The organism is Paenibacillus lautus NBRC 15380, assembly GCF_004000945.1.
GTDB classification, from domain to species: Bacteria; Bacillota; Bacilli; order Paenibacillales; family Paenibacillaceae; genus Paenibacillus_AQ; species Paenibacillus_AQ lautus.
Genome location: NZ_BIMF01000021.1, coordinates 83939 through 102207, shown reverse-complemented (window position 1 = coordinate 102207; position 18269 = coordinate 83939). Strand labels below are relative to the sequence as shown.

At 51.9% G+C, this 18269-nt stretch carries 15 protein-coding genes; 1 reads left to right on the top strand and 14 read right to left on the bottom strand.

The annotated features are described in order from the left end of the window. The 3 genes from PLA01S_RS26410 to arfA all read right to left on the bottom strand — a co-directional run bounded on the left by PLA01S_RS26410 (nucleotide 1) and on the right by arfA (nucleotide 3946). Complete coding sequence (locus PLA01S_RS26410) at nucleotides 1–894, bottom strand: carbohydrate ABC transporter permease (RefSeq protein ID WP_127594737.1); 894 nt, start codon at nucleotides 892–894, stop codon at nucleotides 1–3. Nucleotides 895–971: 77 nt separating this feature from the next. Then, nucleotides 972–2300 (bottom strand): ABC transporter substrate-binding protein, encoded by a 1329-nt coding sequence (locus tag PLA01S_RS26405; RefSeq protein WP_127594736.1) that lies wholly within the window; start codon nucleotides 2298–2300, stop codon nucleotides 972–974. A gap of 158 nt (nucleotides 2301–2458) precedes the next feature. Continuing rightward, complete coding sequence (gene arfA, locus PLA01S_RS26400; RefSeq protein WP_174819259.1) at nucleotides 2459–3946, bottom strand: arabinosylfuranosidase ArfA; 1488 nt, start codon at nucleotides 3944–3946, stop codon at nucleotides 2459–2461. A 422-nt stretch (nucleotides 3947–4368) separates the two neighbouring features. Here arfA and PLA01S_RS26395 point away from each other — a divergent pair, with 422 nt between their 5' ends. Further along, nucleotides 4369–5286 (top strand): ArsR/SmtB family transcription factor, encoded by a 918-nt coding sequence (locus PLA01S_RS26395; RefSeq protein WP_127594734.1) that lies wholly within the window; start codon nucleotides 4369–4371, stop codon nucleotides 5284–5286. A gap of 275 nt (nucleotides 5287–5561) precedes the next feature. On the opposite strand, the gene PLA01S_RS26390 is transcribed toward PLA01S_RS26395, so the two are convergent. The 11 genes from PLA01S_RS26390 to PLA01S_RS26340 all read right to left on the bottom strand — a co-directional run bounded on the left by PLA01S_RS26390 (nucleotide 5562) and on the right by PLA01S_RS26340 (nucleotide 18250). Then, nucleotides 5562–6743, bottom strand: coding sequence for a sn-glycerol-1-phosphate dehydrogenase (locus PLA01S_RS26390; protein ID WP_127594733.1), 1182 nt, complete (start codon nucleotides 6741–6743; stop codon nucleotides 5562–5564). Between the two features lie 58 nt (nucleotides 6744–6801). Continuing rightward, nucleotides 6802–8472, bottom strand: coding sequence for a ribulokinase (locus PLA01S_RS26385; RefSeq protein ID WP_127594732.1), 1671 nt, complete (start codon nucleotides 8470–8472; stop codon nucleotides 6802–6804). A 45-nt stretch (nucleotides 8473–8517) separates the two neighbouring features. After that, the gene (gene araD / locus PLA01S_RS26380; RefSeq protein ID WP_127594731.1) at nucleotides 8518–9207 is read right to left on the bottom strand and encodes an L-ribulose-5-phosphate 4-epimerase; all 690 of its coding nucleotides are present in this window, start codon (nucleotides 9205–9207) and stop codon (nucleotides 8518–8520) included. A 95-nt stretch (nucleotides 9208–9302) separates the two neighbouring features. Beyond that, on the bottom strand, nucleotides 9303–10391 hold the full coding sequence (locus PLA01S_RS26375) for a GntR family transcriptional regulator (RefSeq protein WP_174819257.1): 1089 nt from the start codon (nucleotides 10389–10391) through the stop codon (nucleotides 9303–9305). Between the two features lie 101 nt (nucleotides 10392–10492). Then, nucleotides 10493–11980, bottom strand: a complete 1488-nt coding sequence (gene araA / locus PLA01S_RS26370) for an L-arabinose isomerase (RefSeq protein ID WP_127594729.1) — start codon at nucleotides 11978–11980, stop codon at nucleotides 10493–10495. 264 nt (nucleotides 11981–12244) lie between these two features. Continuing rightward, nucleotides 12245–12940, bottom strand: a complete 696-nt coding sequence (gene urtE, locus PLA01S_RS26365; protein ID WP_127594728.1) for an urea ABC transporter ATP-binding subunit UrtE — start codon at nucleotides 12938–12940, stop codon at nucleotides 12245–12247. Then, complete coding sequence (gene urtD, locus PLA01S_RS26360; RefSeq protein WP_127594727.1) at nucleotides 12918–13757, bottom strand: urea ABC transporter ATP-binding protein UrtD; 840 nt, start codon at nucleotides 13755–13757, stop codon at nucleotides 12918–12920. Before urtD ends, urtE begins: the two co-directional genes overlap by 23 nt. Next, nucleotides 13732–14820 (bottom strand): urea ABC transporter permease subunit UrtC, encoded by a 1089-nt coding sequence (urtC, locus tag PLA01S_RS26355; RefSeq protein WP_127594726.1) that lies wholly within the window; start codon nucleotides 14818–14820, stop codon nucleotides 13732–13734. Before urtC ends, urtD begins: the two co-directional genes overlap by 26 nt. A gap of 15 nt (nucleotides 14821–14835) precedes the next feature. Further along, nucleotides 14836–15741 (bottom strand): urea ABC transporter permease subunit UrtB, encoded by a 906-nt coding sequence (gene urtB, locus PLA01S_RS26350; protein ID WP_127594725.1) that lies wholly within the window; start codon nucleotides 15739–15741, stop codon nucleotides 14836–14838. A gap of 59 nt (nucleotides 15742–15800) precedes the next feature. Then, nucleotides 15801–17060 (bottom strand): urea ABC transporter substrate-binding protein, encoded by a 1260-nt coding sequence (gene urtA, locus PLA01S_RS26345; RefSeq protein WP_127594724.1) that lies wholly within the window; start codon nucleotides 17058–17060, stop codon nucleotides 15801–15803. 290 nt (nucleotides 17061–17350) lie between these two features. Next, nucleotides 17351–18250 carry a glycerophosphodiester phosphodiesterase gene (locus PLA01S_RS26340; protein ID WP_127594723.1) on the bottom strand — a complete coding sequence of 300 codons (900 nt, stop codon included), beginning with the start codon at nucleotides 18248–18250 and terminating at the stop codon, nucleotides 17351–17353. Nucleotides 18251–18269: the final 19 nt, after the last annotated feature.

Genomic DNA, 18269 nt, shown 5'->3' with positions numbered 1-18269 from the left:
TCAATCCTCCTTCTTGAACATGCCGGAGAGTGTCAGCTGTGTTAGATTAATGATCATGGTAATCGCCAGCAGCACGATCCCTACAGCGGCCGCATAACCCAGATTGTTCTTCTCAATGCCTTGACGGTACAAATAACCGACAATGGTGAGGCCGATATTTTTCGGGGAGTTGTTGCCGTTCCAGAGCATCATGCTCTCAATAAACATGGCAAGCCCCGCATAAATGCTGATCGTTAACACGTAAATCGTGGTTGGCTTCAACAAAGGCATCGTGATTTTGGTGAATTTCTGAAAGGCCGAAGCCCCGTCGATGGATGCCGCTTCATAATATTCGCCCGGGATGTTTTTGAGCCCCGATAAAAAATAGAGCATATTGACTCCCGTCCACCGCCATGTGGCAAGAGCCACCAAAGCAATAAAACCGGTAACCTGTCCCTTCAGAAACTTCACGGGGTCGATCCCGAACCATCCTAGTAGACTGTTAATGAGGGAACCTTCCATCTCGCCGAACATCAGCCGAAATATGGTGCCTGCGACAACAACCGACGTCAGTGCCGGGAAGAAAAAGGACGATTTAAAAAACTCTCTTCCCCACATGAACTTATTGTTGATCAGGACCGCGAACAGCATCGGAAACGGAATCAGGATCAGGAGCGTCAGGATCATGTAAATCGCGCTGTTCGTTACCGCCTTCAGAAAGACGCCGTCCCCCATCAGCTTTCCGTAATTAGCTAAACCGATCCAATCCGCTTCCTGCCCCAGCTGCGTCTTCTGAAAGCTCATGCCAAACGAGTTGCCCAGCGGTAATACCCAGAATATAAGGAACACCAGAATAAACGGCAGGACAAACACGTAAGGAGCAACCTTTTGCGAGTACAGAAATTTTTTAATCATGATTCTACTCCTTTAATGAGAGCCGCTCATTAACGGTCCATGAGCAGCTCTTTGTTTTGGTACCCTATGAGCGAGTGTCATTTTAATTCCTGTTCGATTTGTTTCTGGGCATCGTTCAAAGCTTCGGTAATGTCCTTGCCATCCTCAAAAATCTCGTTGAAGGTCGTTGTGCACAGAACGTTGTTGATGGTAGGTGATGCGGAGGTCGATTTGATTAAGCGGATTTCATCCCGGATCTCATTCAAGACATCAAACGGGTTATTGACAAAATACTTGACGAACTGATTCTCGGCATTGTGCGTAACATCCTTCATATCCCAAACGTCCATATTGACCGGATCGAATCCAAGCGTGTTCCAGATCTCTTTATTGGCATCCAGGGACAGTTTGGCAAATGCCAGAAAGTCTTTCGCCAGCTGTACGTCTTTTGCGGTCTTGGTAACCACCGTGCCGGTGCCGCCGCCGCCAACCGATCTTGGCATTCCTTCTTCAATGACCGGAATCGGCGCAATGGCTATTTTCCCGGATAAGTCGGACATGTAGTTGGTGTATCTGGACATTTGCCACAGCGGCATGAAGGCCGTAGCGTAATTTCCTGCATTAAACTCTCCATAGGCTTCTTCGGTATCAGGCTGGCCGCCGGCAATGGTTGATATGACATTGTTATCGTGCAAGTCCTTGAGCAGCGTCATGGCCTTCACCATCTCTTCCGAATTCACGATCGGATTGCCGGAATCATCCGTCAAATCGGCGCCTTGCTGCGCCAATAGCATCGAGGCTTGCCAGGCTGCGCTTGTATCGGCTGTTCCCATGTACTTGCCTGTTTTTTCATACACCTGGATACCCGCCTGCTTGAAATCCTCCCAAGTCACGATATCCTGATAGTTAATGCCGGCCTCCTCCAAAATCTCGGTATTATAGAAGGCAACGGATGCTCCCACATGGGTCGGGATGCCGTAATTCACATCTTCCTTGCTGTATAGGTCAATTCGGGATTTAACGATGGTGTCTCGGAATGGATCAATGACGTCATTGAGCGGTTCCAGCTGCGGCGTGCCGGACAAGAAGTCCGGAAACTTCCCAAGCTCGATATCAGCAATGTCGGGTGCCCCCGTCCCCGATTGAACCGCAATGGATAATTTATTATGCATGTCGTCATACGGCATGACCGTCACATTCAGCTTAATCTGGCGTTCGGGATTCTCGGCATTCCACTTGCCCAGCATTTTCTCGAAATGCTGTCCATGCAGCTCAACAAACGTCCAATAAGACAGCTCCGTAGCGCTTTCCCCTGCCCCTCCATCCAGAACCGAGGTTTCGCCCCCGGCATTATTCGATTTACCGCACCCCCACAGAAACAACGTCATACATAACACCATGAATACGACCATCCATTTTTTCATCATCCTACTGGACCTCCCTTAATTTTCGTTCATACAAACCTACACTTCAAAAATCGGTACTTCTGCTATCACCAGAAATAAAGCGCTTTCATATTAGGTGTAATTTGATATGAGTTTGGGAGATGGGGCAGTCCATGGTGAGAACTGCCCCCTGCATTTCCTTAAGCTTTTTTCAAGCGAATAACGTTCCACGATGCCTTGGCCAGCCTTGCGGTAACCATACCGTTATCGAGTTTAGCCCCGCCCTGATGATGAGGTTTCACTCTTTCCTCGGATGCGGTATTCGCCGCTTTCAGATCCTCGTGCTCCATCACGATATGCTCCAGCAGCCGGTAACCTTCAAAGCTGCGCACATCGCATTCCAGCTCCAATGCTTCCTCCAGATGACGGTTCACGGCAAAAATCGTAATTTCTTCATCCTCTTCGTTATGAACGACCGCGCTGTCCAGATACGGAACATCGGTAAAATCCTTGGAATCATACTTCGGTGACTCGACAATCGGCAGCAGCGATACGCCACGGCCAAATTTCGAAGCGTGAAGATACGGATAAAAGATGGTCTGCTTCCATGAACGACCGCCGTTCTCGGTCATAATCGGCGCAATGACGTTTACGAGCTGTGCCAGGCAAGCCATCTTCACCCGGTCTGCGTGGCGCAGGAAGGTAATCAGCATGCTGCCGACAAGAATCGCATCCTCGAAATTATACACATCCTCCAGCTGAGGCGGAGCGATGCTCCATGGATCAATCTGTCTGTCGGCGTCATTGGAATGATACCAGACATTCCACTCGTCGAAGCTGAGATACATTGTCTTTTTGCTGCGCTTCTTGGCCTTGATGTAATCACAAGTGGATTTGACCGTATGAATAAAGTGATCCATATCCAGGGAAAGGGCCAGATAGTTGGCGGTATCGTTATCACGGTTACCGTAATATTGATGCAGCGATATGTAATCAACCGCCTCGTACGTATGATCCAGCGTCACGGCTTCCCATTCAGGGAATGTCGGCATCCCCGTGCTCGAGCTTCCGCAAGAAACCAGTTCGATGGTCGGGTCGACAAGCCGCATGGCTTTTGCCGTCTCCAGCGCAAGCCGGCCGTATTCAGTCGAGGTCTTGTGTCCGATCTGCCAAGGTCCGTCCATCTCGTTACCAAGGCACCAAGTCTTGATCTTGTGCGGCTGTTCATAGCCATGACTGCGTCTTAGATCGCTCCAGTATGTACCTCCAGGATGATTCGTGTATTCCAGCAGATTTCTGGCAGCGTCGATCCCCCGAGTACCGAGGTTTACGGCCATCATAACGTCAGAGCCCACTTCCTTAGCCCAGGAAATAAACTCATTTGTGCCAACATCGTTCGGCTCCAGCGTCCTCCAGGCCAGTTCCAGCCGTTTCGGCCGTTCGGCTACAGGACCTACGCCATCTTCCCAGTTATAGCCAGATACAAAATTCCCGCCGGGATATCTTATAATCGGGACATCCAGTTCCTTGATCAATTCCTTCACGTCGTTACGAAAACCACCTGCATCCGCAGTTTCATGGCCGGGCTCGTAAATCCCGCCATATACAGCGCGGCCTAGATGTTCAATGAACGAGCCATAAATACGGTTATCAACTTGCGCGATCCGAAACGACTTATCCACGATCATTCGTGCTTTCAATTTCTCAGCTGCCAAGTCCTTCACCTTCCGTTGATATAATTATAAAACAATTCAAATAATATTGAATGAATTCGTTTTCAAATATAAAATATCATATGAAGCACACTCTGTAAATATAGAAATATAAAATGATTTATATAAATTAGAAATGAATTAATTTTACAACTGAAAATGCACTTAATTCTGGTCTAAAAACAATTTTCTTCTGTTTTCTGAGTTATTATTTTCATAATAATTTCAAATAAAATGATTTTCAGTATTCAAATTCTTATTTTTTCAGTGAATTTTTCGATGAGTTAGATGACATCTTTATTTAGCGCCCATATTGATTTATAATTATTTAAAATAAACCTCTTTACCTATTACCATCGTTATATAAATCCTTTAATCGGAAGAAGGTTCGAGATAAGATGATCTACATTAAAGATTTAATGAGCGGGCTTGATATCTTTAAAGCGCTCAGCTCGGAAATTCGCATTCAAATTCTGGAGCTGCTGGCCAAGAATCAAAGTCTGAACCTGAACGACCTCGCCAACAGACTGAACCTCAGCAATGGCGCTATCACTATGCATATCAAGAAACTGGAAGATAGCGGCCTGATCGAAATCAATACCACGGGCGGGAAGCATGGCATTCAGAAGATCTGCTACCTGAACAAAGATACCTTGATGGTTGATCTTCGCAGCAAGGATATTGATAATTTGTACGAGGTGGAAATTCAGGTTGGCCATTACAGCGATTACCAAGTGATCCCGACCTGCGGGCTTGCAACCAAGGACAGCATCATCGGAGATTTTGACGATCCGCGCTATTTCGCCGATCCGGAACGGATCAACTCGGAGATCATCTGGCTTACCGAAGGATTCCTGGAATACCGGATCCCGAATTATTTGAAATCCAATCAATCGTTCCGCGAGATTCAATTCTCCTTAGAGCTTGGCTCTGAAGCGCCGGGACATTGCGACAATTACCCATCGGACATTTTCTTTTACGTAAACGGGATCGAGATTGGCAGCTGGACAAGTCCGGGGGATTTCGGGGACAAACGCGGTACCTTCAACCCCGAATGGTGGCCGCCCCACTTGAACCAGTACGGCATGCTGAAGCTTATCCGAATTAATAAGGAAGGCAGCTTTATCGATGGATGCCGCATCTCGGATGTCGGTCTGGACCAGATTCAGCTTGATTACAAGAGCGAGCTCACCTTCAGGATCGCCGTTAACGAGCGATCTGTTAATAAACGGGGCTTAACCATTTACGGCAAACATTTCGGCAACTACAGCCAGGACCTGTTAGCTCGCGTGCTGTATGATGTGAAGGAAGGATAAGAGGAAATTCTTGATATGGCGGGTATCGCTGGATTACAAGCCTCACGCCAACAAGAATTGATCTACTTTGGTTCGTCTGTTTGATTACTTTGAGACACACGGGACACATAGGAATTCAACAAAAAGGGGCTCTCCATGATCATTCGATCATAAAGAGTCCCTTTTGCTTGGATACAACGATATGCCTTATTAAAAAAACAAAAATGACAATTCCACTGTTTTCTTGGACGATTTCGTTTATGATTTATCCACTACCATGCACCGTTCCGTCTTTTCTACCCAACCTTCCCCTCGTTCAGAGCCCTCAAGATGGTATGGCGATCGCGCAGCGTGTGCGCCTCCCGCAGGCTCTCCCGGAACAGCTCGTCATCAATGCCAAGCTCCTGCAGGGTGGACGGACCTCCGGCTTGCCGCAGCAGCTCGGCAATCTTCTCCTTCGAAGGGACCTCGCGCAGCCATTCTCGAACCTGCTCTCTATATGTCTCCCAATGTATAGGCTCTGCATTAGGATACACTCCCTTATCGGCCGCATCGTGATAAAGACTCGATATTTCGCTGCAGGCTACCCCCACTTTGGCACCATGCAGCAGCGCCCGGTTGCCGCGGCGCAAGTACTCCATCTCCCAGTAATGCGACAGATGATGTTCCGCCCCGGAGGCGGGGTGGGACTGTCCGAACAGCAGCATCGCGATACCCGACTCAATCAAAGCCGTCATCAGAATGCGAATCCCTTCCTCCGTGCGCTGGCCGATCGCCTCCGCATGCTCAATGCAAGCTTGAAGCGCCTTCTCCGTAATGGCCGCCACTTGATCATCATAGGGCTCGCCGGCCGTGGTCGAAGAGAATTTCCAATCCAGCAGCGAGGTATATTTGCCGAGCATATCGCCAAAACCTGCCGCTACCAGCGGCTGCGGTGCCTTCACAAGAATGTCCGGATCGGCGAATATCGCGATCGGAGCCGTAGCCGCAAAGGTTTGCTTGACTCCACGGACCACGATCGGCGCGCCCGCCGAAGTAAAGCCGTCGACCGAAGGTGCCGTAGGGACCGAGATGAACGGCTTGCCGCTCCGATGACTCACAAAGCGGGTAATGTCATGAATGGTCCCGGACCCCACAGCGATTAAGCATCCTGTCCCTTCAGGCTCCACTTCGATAAACAGCTGCATCAATGAGCGTTCATCCGCCACAACATCGCCTTGCTCATCAGGCTGAATCAGGCACAGCCGGGGCTTCTGACCATCGGTTTCCAGGATCTCCACCAGCTTTTGACCCGCTGCTTCATACGTATTCGCATCCGCAACAACGATTGGTGAACCAAGGCCTTGCCGTTTAAGATACGGAGGCACGTCAAGCATAGCGCCAGGCTGAAGCACCATGGTTTCAAGTCCGCGGAACCCGGGCTGGACTTCCCTTATCCGGCTCATTAAACCTTTTGCATCGTTCAAGTAATCCGTCATGCTGTTCCTCCCCTTCATCCCATCCTGCCGTGTTTATTCAAGCTTCTAGTACCAGGGGCTATTCTGCCGTTTGTTTAATCCGCTTCAGCCGCTTCATCACGTCGTTTTCGCCCCGGCCAAAATAGTCATGCAGCTTGCTGTACTCCTGATACAGCTGCTCATATACTTCCACATGCTCCGGAATTGGCTTGAAGGTCTCTTCCTTCACCCGCGCCATCTTCTCGGCCGCATCGATAATCGAATCATACCCGCCTTGCGCCTGACCCGCTGCAACCGCGGCGAACATCGCGGCGCCAAGCGCCGGCGTCTGTTTGGAATCAGCCACCACAATTTCACGATTGGTAACATCCGCATAAATCTGCATCAAGAGACGGTTCTTCTGCGGCAGTCCGCCGCATGCATAGAGGACATCCACAGCCACGCCGTTCTCGTGAAAGGCGTCCACGATTTTGCGCGTGCCGAATGCGGTCGCCTCAAGCAAGGTGCGGTAAATTTCCTGCGGCTTTGTCAACAGGGTCATCCCTAACACCAGCCCGGTCAGATCCGTATCCACCAACACGGAACGGTTGCCGTTCCACCAATCCAGCGCAAGCAGACCGGTTTGACCCGGCTTGTACGCAGCCGCTTCCCGTTCAAGCCATTGGTGTACCCCGATTCCTTCCTCGGACGCAGCTTCTTTTACATACGCGGGAAGCGCTTCCTCGACGTACCATTCAAAAATATCGCCTACTGCCGATTGCCCTGCTTCATAACCGTATAATCCGGGAATGATCCCGTCCTCGACGACACCGCACATCCCTTCAACCTGCTTCTCTTCCGTACCGAGCAGCATATGGCAGATCGATGTGCCCATCGCCATAACCAGCTTGCCCGGTGTGACGACACCAACCGCAGGCACCGCAGCATGAGCGTCAACGTTGCCGACGGCCACGGCAATCCCTGGCGTTAAGCCCATCATCTCCGCCATCTTTTCCGTCAGACCGCCTGCGCTGCTCCCGAGGGGACGGACCTCTCCGCGCAGCTTCGTATCGGCCAGATCCTCCAACCGGGGATCCAGCGCTTTAAAATATTCCCTGCTTGGATATCCGTCTTGTTTATGCCATATTGCCTTGTAACCAGCCGTGCAGCTGTTGCGGACAATCTGGCCGGTCATTTGGGAAATGACCCAATCGGTAGCTTCCAGGAACCTGTCCGCACGTTCATAGATCGCCGGTGCCTCGTCAAGAATCTGCCAGACCTTTGCGATCATCCATTCCGATGAAATCTTTCCGCCATAACGGGGCAAAAAGGCTTCTCCGCGCTCGGCGGCAATCGCGTTGATCTTGTCTGCTTCCGGCTGGGCGGCATGATGCTTCCACAGCTTCACCCAGCTGTGCGGCTGGTCGGCCAGCTCCGGATGGAAGCAGAGCGGCTCCCCAAGCTCGTCAACGGGCAGCATGGTGCAAGCCGTAAAGTCAATGCCGATGCCAATCACATCCGCCGGGTCAATCCCGGATTGTTGGATGACGGCAGGCACGGATGCCTTCAGAACCTCCAGATAATCTCCCGGATGCTGAAGCGCCCAGTCGTGCTCCAGCTTCTTCCCGGTACCCGGCAAAAACTCGTCGATGACATGATGCCGGTAAGGCGTAACATGATCCGCTACTTCCTGCCCGTCAGCCAGATTAACCAACACCGCACGCCCGGACTGTGTTCCGTAATCGACACCAATGGTGTATTTATTCCCCATCTCATTTCCTCCTACAGATGAAATCATGAATGATGAATACAAGCGTTACTTTTGACCGTAATAGGCATTAACTCCATGCTTCCGCAAAAAATGGCGATCCAGCAGCGCCTGGTCCATCGGTTCGGTTTCCGGATTAATCTGCTGCATCCGGGCTGCAATCTTGGCGCACTCCTCCAATACGACCGCATTATGAACCGCGTTATGCGCATCCTTGCCCCATACGAATGGCGCATGCGAATGGACAAGCACCCCGGGCACCATGTTCGGATCCAGGTCAGCAAATCGCTCGACAATGACGTTGCCCGTCTCCAGCTCGTAGGCTCCCTCGATTTCATCGCGAGTCATGGGCCGCGTAATCGGAATCTCTCCGTAAAAATAGTCGGCGTGCGTCGTTCCGTAGGCAGGAAGCGCGCGTCCGGCTTGAGCCCAGCTCGTTCCCCATGGAGAGTGGGTATGCACAATCCCGCCGATCTCTTTAAAGTTCTGATACAGCACCAGATGAGTCGGGGTATCGGAGGATGGTCGCAAATCCCCTTCAACAATATTTCCGTTCAAATCCAGCACGACCATGTCGTCCGCTTTTAAATCCTCGTAAGGCACGCCGCTTGGCTTAATGACAAACAGTCCCCGTTCACGGTCGATGCCGCTTACATTTCCCCATGTAAAGGTAACGAGTCCGTGCTTCGGAAGGTCCAGATTCGCCTCCAGCACCTGCTCCTTTAAATCCTCCAACATGAACAACCGCTCCTCTCTATATTTGAAAAATATAGTTGTACGTACAAGTTGGCAAGCAAGGGTCCGATCTTTCGGACCTTCAGCTCCCTTATTCTCTACCGTTTCTTCACCGATTCTCTCTCCACCAGCTCCGGTTGAAACACCGTATCCTCTATAACGATATGATGTTCAATCATGCTGATCAATTGTCTGGCCGCCATGATTCCCATCTCTGTCTTCGGGTGGGTCATCGTTGTCAGCTTCACGCCTGAAGCTACGGCTAGCGTCGAATCATCAAAGCCGACCATGGACACATCCTGCGGAATTTGCAGCCCGCATTGCCCGGCAGCCTCCGCCAAAAACACAGCCAGCTCGTCGTTATAACATACAAACCCCGTCGGTCGCTGCTCATCCGGCTGCTTCAGCAATTGGACGGCCTGATCATACGGAAAACTTCCCTTCTGTTCCGTGGTATACGTAACCACCCGCTCCGGCGAAACGGGAATTCCCGCCTCGCGATGCGCACGCAGGAAGCCTTTCAGCCGGTTCACGCCCTGAAGATCGTCCCGTTTGAAAAATCCGGCTATCGCCATGTGCCCGCTCTCGATCAAATGACGTGTGGCCTTGTAGCCGCCAAGCTCATCGTCAAGCTTCAGACAAGGACATTCCAGCTCCCGATACTTCTCATTAATCATCAAAAACGGAATTCCCTTCTCCTGCAGGGACAGGAAGTACGTCAGATTCGGGTTGCCCTCCGCACTCTTGGTCGGCTCGATAATCAGCCCGCTGAGCGGCTGGCTGGTCATGAGCTGAAGACTCTCCATCTCCTTCTCCTTGTTGTTATCGGTACTGGAGAGCAGCAGGCGGTATCCCTTGCTGCGCAGCTCCGCCTCCGCTCCCCGAACGATATGCGGGAAGATATAATCCGAGATGTACGTTGTCATGATGCCGATCGTCTTAACCTGCTCGCTCTCCCGCCGCTCGGGATTTCTAGCGAACGTCCCTTTGCCCTGAATCCGTTCCAGCCAGCCTTCCTTCTCCAGTTCGCCGAAGGTTTGGCGGACCGTCTGGCGGCTTACGCCGAACTGGTCGGCGATTTCATGCTCCGAAGGAATCTGTTTGCCCGCTTGAAGCCGGCCGGATTCAAACCAGGAGAGCAGTTCGTTTTTTAATACAATATATTTGGGTATCCGTCTATTATTCATCATTCACCTCTAGCCTCACGCACTCATTATGTTAGGATCCCTTGCAATCCTAAGTTATCTCGCTATTGTAACACAGGCCAGGGGAATGCCGACAGAACCAGTTACCGCAGACGGTACGCGGCTTCGCTCCAGCGGAGCTCGTTCTTGAAGCGCGGTATCGTTGTATCCTTATCGATAACGACCGCTTCAATGCCAACCATCTCCGCCCAATCGCTCAAATGCTCAGCCGTCATGGCATAAGAGAGAACGGTGTGGTGCGCTCCGCCGGCCAAAATCCACGCTTCCGCAGATTCGCGGAGCGATGGCTGCGGTTTCCACAGCACGCGGGCTACCGGCAGCTTCGGCATCGGCTGCTCGACCTTGACGCCATCCACCACATTCACCAGCAGTCTGAAGCGGTGGCCCAGATCAACCAGGGAAGCATTGACGGCCGGGCCGTCCTGGCCGTTAAACACGAGTCGTGCCGGATCCCCCTTGCCTCCAATGCCGAGCGGATGTACCTCTAGCGTCGGTTTATCCAGTGCGATGGTCGGACATACCTCCAGCATGTGCGATCCAAGAATCATATGATTCCCCGGCTCGAAATGATAGGTGTAGTCCTCCATGAAAGAAGTACTTTTATTCCCCGCAAGCACCTTCAATACGCGTGTCAGGGCAGCGGTTTTCCAGTCCCCTTCCCCGCCGAAACCGTAGCCGGACTCCATCAGACGCTGTACGGCGAGTCCCGGAAGCTGCTTCATTCCATGCAGATCCTCGAACGTCGTCGTGAATGCGCCGAAGCCGCCTTCCTCCAGAAAACGACGCAGCGCAATCTCGATCCGGGCTTGATACGCAATCGAATCGCGCACAGAACCGTCGCTAAGCCCTTCCTTGGTTATCGAATATAACTCGGCATATTCGTTCAGGAGCGCTTTTACCTCCTCATCGCCGACTTCATTCATGGACTGCACAAGATCGCCGATGCCATAACCGTTGACGGACCAGCCAAGCTTGATTTGCGCCTCCACTTTATCCCCTTCGGTTACCGCCACCTGGCGCATATTATCACCGAAGCGAGCCACCTTCAGCCTGCGGCTTTCGGCATAGGCCGCGGCAGTCCGCATCCAGCCTGCTATGCTGTCGCGAACCTCCCCGTCTTCCCAATGGCCCACGACGACCTTGCGGGCAATACCGAGACGGGCGCCGATATGACCATACTCGCGGTCACCGTGCGCGGACTGGTTCAAGTTCATAAAGTCCATATCAATCGTTTCCCAAGGGATATCCCGGTTGAATTGGGTATGGAAATGAAGAAGCGGCTTCTGCAATTGGGATAGGCCCGCGATCCACATTTTGGCTGGGGAGAAGGTGTGCATCCAGGTCATAATGCCTGCGCAGGACTCATCGTTGTTGGCCTCAAGAATCAGGTTGTATATTTCATCGGGTGTGGTTACGATTGGCTTGAACACAATGGGATACGAAAATACAGGATCTTTATCAAACTCCGTTGCCACGATGCGGGAATGCTCAGCGACCTGCTCCAGCGTTTCGGGGCCATACAAGTGCTGGCTTCCGGTAACGAACCAAAAAGAATGCGGTTTCAAATTCATAATAATAACGCCTCCTGTATGAATGCTTGTTCACTAACTTGTACATACCTATATAATAAAACAAGCGATTTATAAATACATGTACGTACAAGTTGAATCACTCACATTCTAACCCCGCGCCTCCAAAATAGCAAGATCAAAATAAAAAAAAGAGCTGTCTCTGCAGGTGAAAAAACGAACCCATTCAGAGACAACCCTCTATCATCAGCGCTTCATATGTTGCTTCGTTCTCTAATACACGATATTTGCCCGTATAAATAAACTTCATACCGTCAAATAATGCTCGAATTGCTCCATATCGATGGCATCTTGGACCCCTTCGGCGACAATCGTGCCTTTATCCATAACATAGATATAGTCGGCCACGCTCCGGACGAACTCGATGCTCTGCTCCACCAGAATGACCGACGTTTCCCCTTTGGCTTTGATGCCCCGGATGACGTCTTGAATTTCCTCTACGATGGAAGGCTGGATTCCTTCGGTCGGCTCGTCGAGCAGCAGCACCTTGGGCCGGGAAGCAAGCGCCCTCGCGAAGGCGAGCTGCTGCTGCTGTCCGCCGCTTAAATCGCCGCCCTGACGGTGGTACATTTGCGGCAGCACTGGAAACAGGGCTAACACATCCTCCGGAAATGCCTTCCTCCTCGGCACGCATGGCTCAAGTCCGAGCAGCAGATTCTCCTTCACTGTAAGCTGAGGAAAAATCTCGCGCCCTTGCGGGACATACCCGATGCCGCCTCTCGCCCTTTTTACGGAATCCCAGCCGGTAACCTCCTGCTGGCCAAGAGTCATACGGCCCTGCCGGATTTTCAGCTGTCCGGTTAAGGTCCGCATGAGTGTGGTTTTCCCGACGCCATTGCGCCCTACCAGACACACGACCTTCGCCGGGTCGACAACCATGGATACGCCGCGCAGGACGGGACTCTCCCCGTAGCCCGATTCAATGCCCTGCAGCTTGAGCATTTGCCTCCCTCCTTCTTCCCAGATAAACCTCGGCTACCAGCGGATCGCGCTGAATCTCCTGCATGGAGCCTTCCTTCAGCAGTTTCCCTTCATGCATCACGGTAACCTTGGCGGCAAAAGAGCGCACAAACTCCATGTCGTGCTCGACCACAACTACCGAGCATTCCTTGGCGATACGCTGGAGGAGTTCACCGGTCTTCATCGTCTCCTCATCCGTCATCCCGGCTACCGGCTCATCGAGAAGCAGAAGCCGCGGCTTCTGAAGAAGCAGCATGCCGATCTCCAGCCATTGCTTCTCCCCATGCGACAGAGAGCCTGCCCGAACGTGAAGCCGATCGGGCAGCCCGATCAACTCCAGAACCTTCTTCATCTCGAACGTGGTGCACCGATTTCTCCTGGCCTTCAGCGCCCGGAACACGCTTCGATCGGGATCAACCGTCAGTTCCAGGTTTTCTTTGACGCTCAAATTAGGAAATATCGACGGCGCTTGAAATTTTCGGCCCACGCCGAGACGCGCGATTTCATACTCCCGCTTTCTCGTGATCTCCAGGCCGTCCCCAAGCAGCACCCTTCCTGCAGCAGGCTTTGTCTTCCCGCAGATCACGTCCAGCATCGTGGTTTTTCCCGCGCCGTTCGGGCCGATCAGAAAATGCAGCTCATGCTGGCGCAGCACCAGATTCATGCCGTTTACCGCCACAAACCCGCCAAACGTGACCGTCATGTTCTCCGCGGACAGCACGATAGGGGAAATACCGATGTCTCTAACTTCTCCATGGACGGTGAGCGGCATATCAACTCTCTTTGCGTACGGCTGCATGGACAGTCCCTCCTCTTTTGGATAATGACGAAACCACCTTGCTCCACAATCCGATCAAGCCTTTTGGCATCAACACAACAACGATGACAAACAAAGCGCCCAATACGAGCAGCCATCCTTCCGGATAAGCCTCGCTGATCCCGGTCTTGGCCGCGTTCAGCAGCACGGCGCCAATAATTGCGCCGATCAGCGTTCCCCTGCCGCCGAGAGCAACCCAAAGCACCATTTCAATGGACGGGACGATGCCCATCATTGACGGTGAAATAATGCCGACCTGAAGGACAAACAGCATGCCTGCAATGCCGGCCAAACCGCCCGTTACGGCAAAGGCAAAGGTCTTGTAACGGGAAGGGTCAAATCCCAGAAACCGCACCCGGTTCTCTCCATCCCTGGACGCTTCCAGCACCTGGCCCACCCTGCTGTTCACAATTCTTCTGCACAGAATATAGGCTCCTACCAGAGCGGCCAGCGTCATAAAATACAATCCGATTTTCGTTGACGGCGCGTTCAGATTAAAACCCAAAATAGAGTTGTAACCCGTAAGCCCGTTCGTGCCTCCCGTCCACTCCTGCTTGCCTACAAACAGCGTAACCACGATCATGACCAGGGCCTGCGTCAGGATCGTAAAATACACGCCAACAATCCGGTTGCGGAACGTAAAAAATCCGAGTATCAACGCGAGCAAGGCCGGAAGCAGCATCCCGAGTATCAAGGCCGCGGGGAACGATCGGAAAGGCTCCCAGAACCAGGGGAGAGACGTTACCCCGCTCCATCCCATAAAATCAGGCAGGGACGAGCCGCTGGCGTCCAGCTTCATATACATGGCCATGGCATAAGCGCCTAATCCAAAGAACACGCCGTGCCCCAGGCTTAGAATGCCGCCATAGCCCCAGATCAGATCCAGCCCGACCGCCAGGATCGCCAAAGCCAGAAATTTGGTCAACAATCCGAGGCGAAAAGGGGTCGTGAACAAAGGCGCCATACACATCAGGAGCAGCACAACGCTCCACAAAATCCGTTTCGATCGGCTACCGGGGGTTCCTGTCAACCATTTCAGCACCATATCATCCCCTCCTCTCTAATCCAGGCTGCGTGTTCGTAGCGCAACAAGCCCGCGTGGCTTCCACTGCAGGAAAGCCACGATGCAGGCGAATACCAGCACTTTGCCGATAGATGCCGAAGTGTAGGTCTCAAACAGCGTGTTGAACACGCCGATGCCCAGCGCCCCGGCAACCGTGCCGATCAACTTTCCAACGCCGCCAAGCACCACCACCATGAAAGCATCGACGATATAGTAGGTGCCGATCGAAGGACCGATCGGGCCGAGCAGCGTCAACGCGCAGCCGGCAATACCGGCAATGCCCGAGCCGATCGCAAACGTGAGTCCGTCCACGCGCCGGGTTGAAATGCCAAGACACCCGGCCATGCTGCGGTTCTGCATGACCGCTCGCATTCTTCGGCCTTGAACCGTTCTGTAAATATAGCAATACATGGCCGTCAGCACGGCGGCCACCAATAGGATAATGAACAGCCGCTTGTAAGGAAGGACGATGCTTGGGGTGATCGAAAGCCCGCCGTTCAGCCAAGAGGGACTGGTTACGGCCACGTTGGGTGCGCCGAAGATGAACCTTGCGATTTGCTGCAGCATCATCCCGACGCCCCAAGTGGCGAGCAAACTGTCCAGCGGCCTGCCGTACAGATGGCGTATGAGAACCATTTCAAGCAGCCGCCCGACGACGGCTGCAACCAAGAAAGATACAAGCAAAGCTGCGATGAAATAGGTGTCAAACCAGGATTTCGGCATATACGCGGTGAACAAGCCTTGGGTGACGTACGTGGAGTAAGCACCGATCATGATCAGCTCGCCATGGGCCATATTAATGACATTCATCAAACCGAACGTCACCGCCAAGCCAAGAGCAATCAATAATAATACCGAGCTGACGCTGAGTCCGTTAAACACTTGCAGGATCGTCATTTCCATCCAGGGTGAACCTCCTTTCACGAAATAGCCCGAGGGCCTTCCATGCATGAGATGAAACTTTATTCTCCGCTTAATCCCTTCGCCCAATCATAAGTTTTCAGATAGGGGTCCGGTTTAACGGGTTCTCCCGAGTTCCAGAGCTCCTTAAATTGTCCATCAGACTGCACCTCGCCGATGCGAACCGTTTTATGAATATGCTGATTCTCGCCATCAATGGTTACTTTTCCTTCCGGAGCGGCGAACTCAATGCCTTTTGCCGCTTCCTTCACCTTGGCCACCTCTGTTGTTCCTGCCTTCTCCACCGCGGCCTTCCATAAGTACACCGCGGTATATCCCGCTTCGATCGGGTCGGCCGTCACGCGGTCAGCGCCGTATTTTGCTTTGTATTTGTCAACAAAAGCCTTGTTCTCCGGCGTGTCGGTAGACTGGTAATAGTTCCAGGCTGCCAGATGACCCTCCAGTATATCGGCGCCGATGCCGCGGATTTCCTCCTCCGCAACGCTGACGGACAGCGTGGTCATATCTTTGGAAGTAATGCCCGCATCCTTCAGCTGCTTGAAGAAGGCCACATTGCTGTCGCCGTTCAGCGTGTTATAGACGATATCGGGCTTCGCCTCTTTGATCTTGGCTATAATCGTGCTGAAATCGGTATGGCCCAGCGGCGTGTATTCCTCGCCAGCCAGCTCGCCGCCCTCGGCCGTCAGCTGGGCCTTGATGATCTTGTTGGCCGTTCTCGGAAACACATAATCGGAGCCGAGGAGGAACATTTTTTTGCCGCGGTTCTCCAGCAGCCAAGACACCGAAGGCACGATCTGCTGATTGGTTGTTGCGCCCGTATAGAAAATGTTAGGGGAGGATTCCAACCCCTCATATTGGACCGGATAAAATAAAAGGCCGTTATTCTGTTCGAAAACAGGGAGCATGGCTTTCCGGCTGGCGGAGGTCCACCCTCCGAATACGGCGGCAACCTTATCCTGCTGCAGCAGTTTGCCCGCCTTCTCCGCGAAAGTCGGCCAATCCGAGGCACCGTCCTCAATCACGGGTTCGATCTGCTTGCCGAGCACGCCGCCTTCCGCATTGATTTCTTCGATGGCAAGCATCTCCGCATCCTTGACCGATACCTCGCTGATGGCCATCGTTCCGCTGAGGGAGTGAAGAATACCGACCTTAATCGAATCGCCTGCGGTTTCTACCGGCGGGCTGCCGTTATCCGCTCCGGCGGTTGGGGCGGCTTCCTTTTCCGTCACGCAGCCTGACATCAAAATTGCACATAAAACAAATGAGGCCCATCCTTTAACGATCACGCTTTGTTTCTTCATTCGCTCCCAACTCCCTTTTTTCTGTTTCCGAACATTTCTTCTGCAACCTAACTTCTCTGTTCGTTATTCCACATTATAGTTGCCTTTTATTTCTTGTGTCAATAATTCTAACATAATTTTATTTATTATTTATAAAAACGTCGTGAAAATTCGTCTTTCGAGTAATATTAACTAACATGAATATAAAAAAAACCCTCATACTACTTTAAATCCGGGGCAAGTTGTTATATTTAATAACATTAAAAAGACAACCCTTGATCTTCAAAAGGTTGTCAACACCGCTGCGCTATTTATCTGATCATTTTCCTGTTCGAAATCGATATCGGCACCCGGTCCGGATAATCCGTAATAATCCCATCCACGTTAATTTGAAGCACATAAGGAATTTGCAGCATATCCCGAATGGTCCAGACCATCGTTTTCATCCCGGATTGATGTATCTTTTGAACCAGTCCTTTGGATACCAGCCTCATCGATACATTCACATACTCCGCATAGGCCTTCATATCTTCCAGCCGCTGCTTGGATAAGTCGCCCGCACTGGTGATAATAACGCCCAGCGGGATATCGGGCATCAGCTTGCGGAACCGAAGCAGCGAGTCCGTATCTGCTGACTGCACGATGATCAGGTCCTTATACCTCTCGCCACCATCAGCGCCGATGTTATACCTATTCAAATCGTCTGCGACCTTTTGCTCGATGCCCGGGTAAAGGGAGGGAGATTTCAATTCGATCAACAAACCGATTCGTCCTGCGAAATGCTCAAGCACCTCCGCTAATGCAGGAATGACTTCTCCTTTAAATGCCGAATCGTACCATGAACCTGCATCCAGCATACGCAGCTCCTCGAAGGTTAAATCACCTACTTCTCCTTGCCCATCAGTGGTTCGCTCAACGGTGGAATCGTGAATCACAACGACCTGTCCATCCTTGCTCAATTGGACATCCAGTTCCAGCATATCCGCTCCCATATCGAATGCCTTACCAAAAGAAGCCATCGTATTTTCCGGGGCATACCCCGATGCCCCCCGGTGGGCAATATTGACCCAGGACTGATCGCGTTCATCCTCGGACCTCATCCAGACTTCCTGTTCCCTGGTTTGATGAAAAGGATAATGCGGAACGTCAGCCGTATTTTGAGAACCGGTCACTGCAAGCACAGCTGCTGCGATAATCATCATTCTTTTCATTAGGCTATCAATCTCCTAG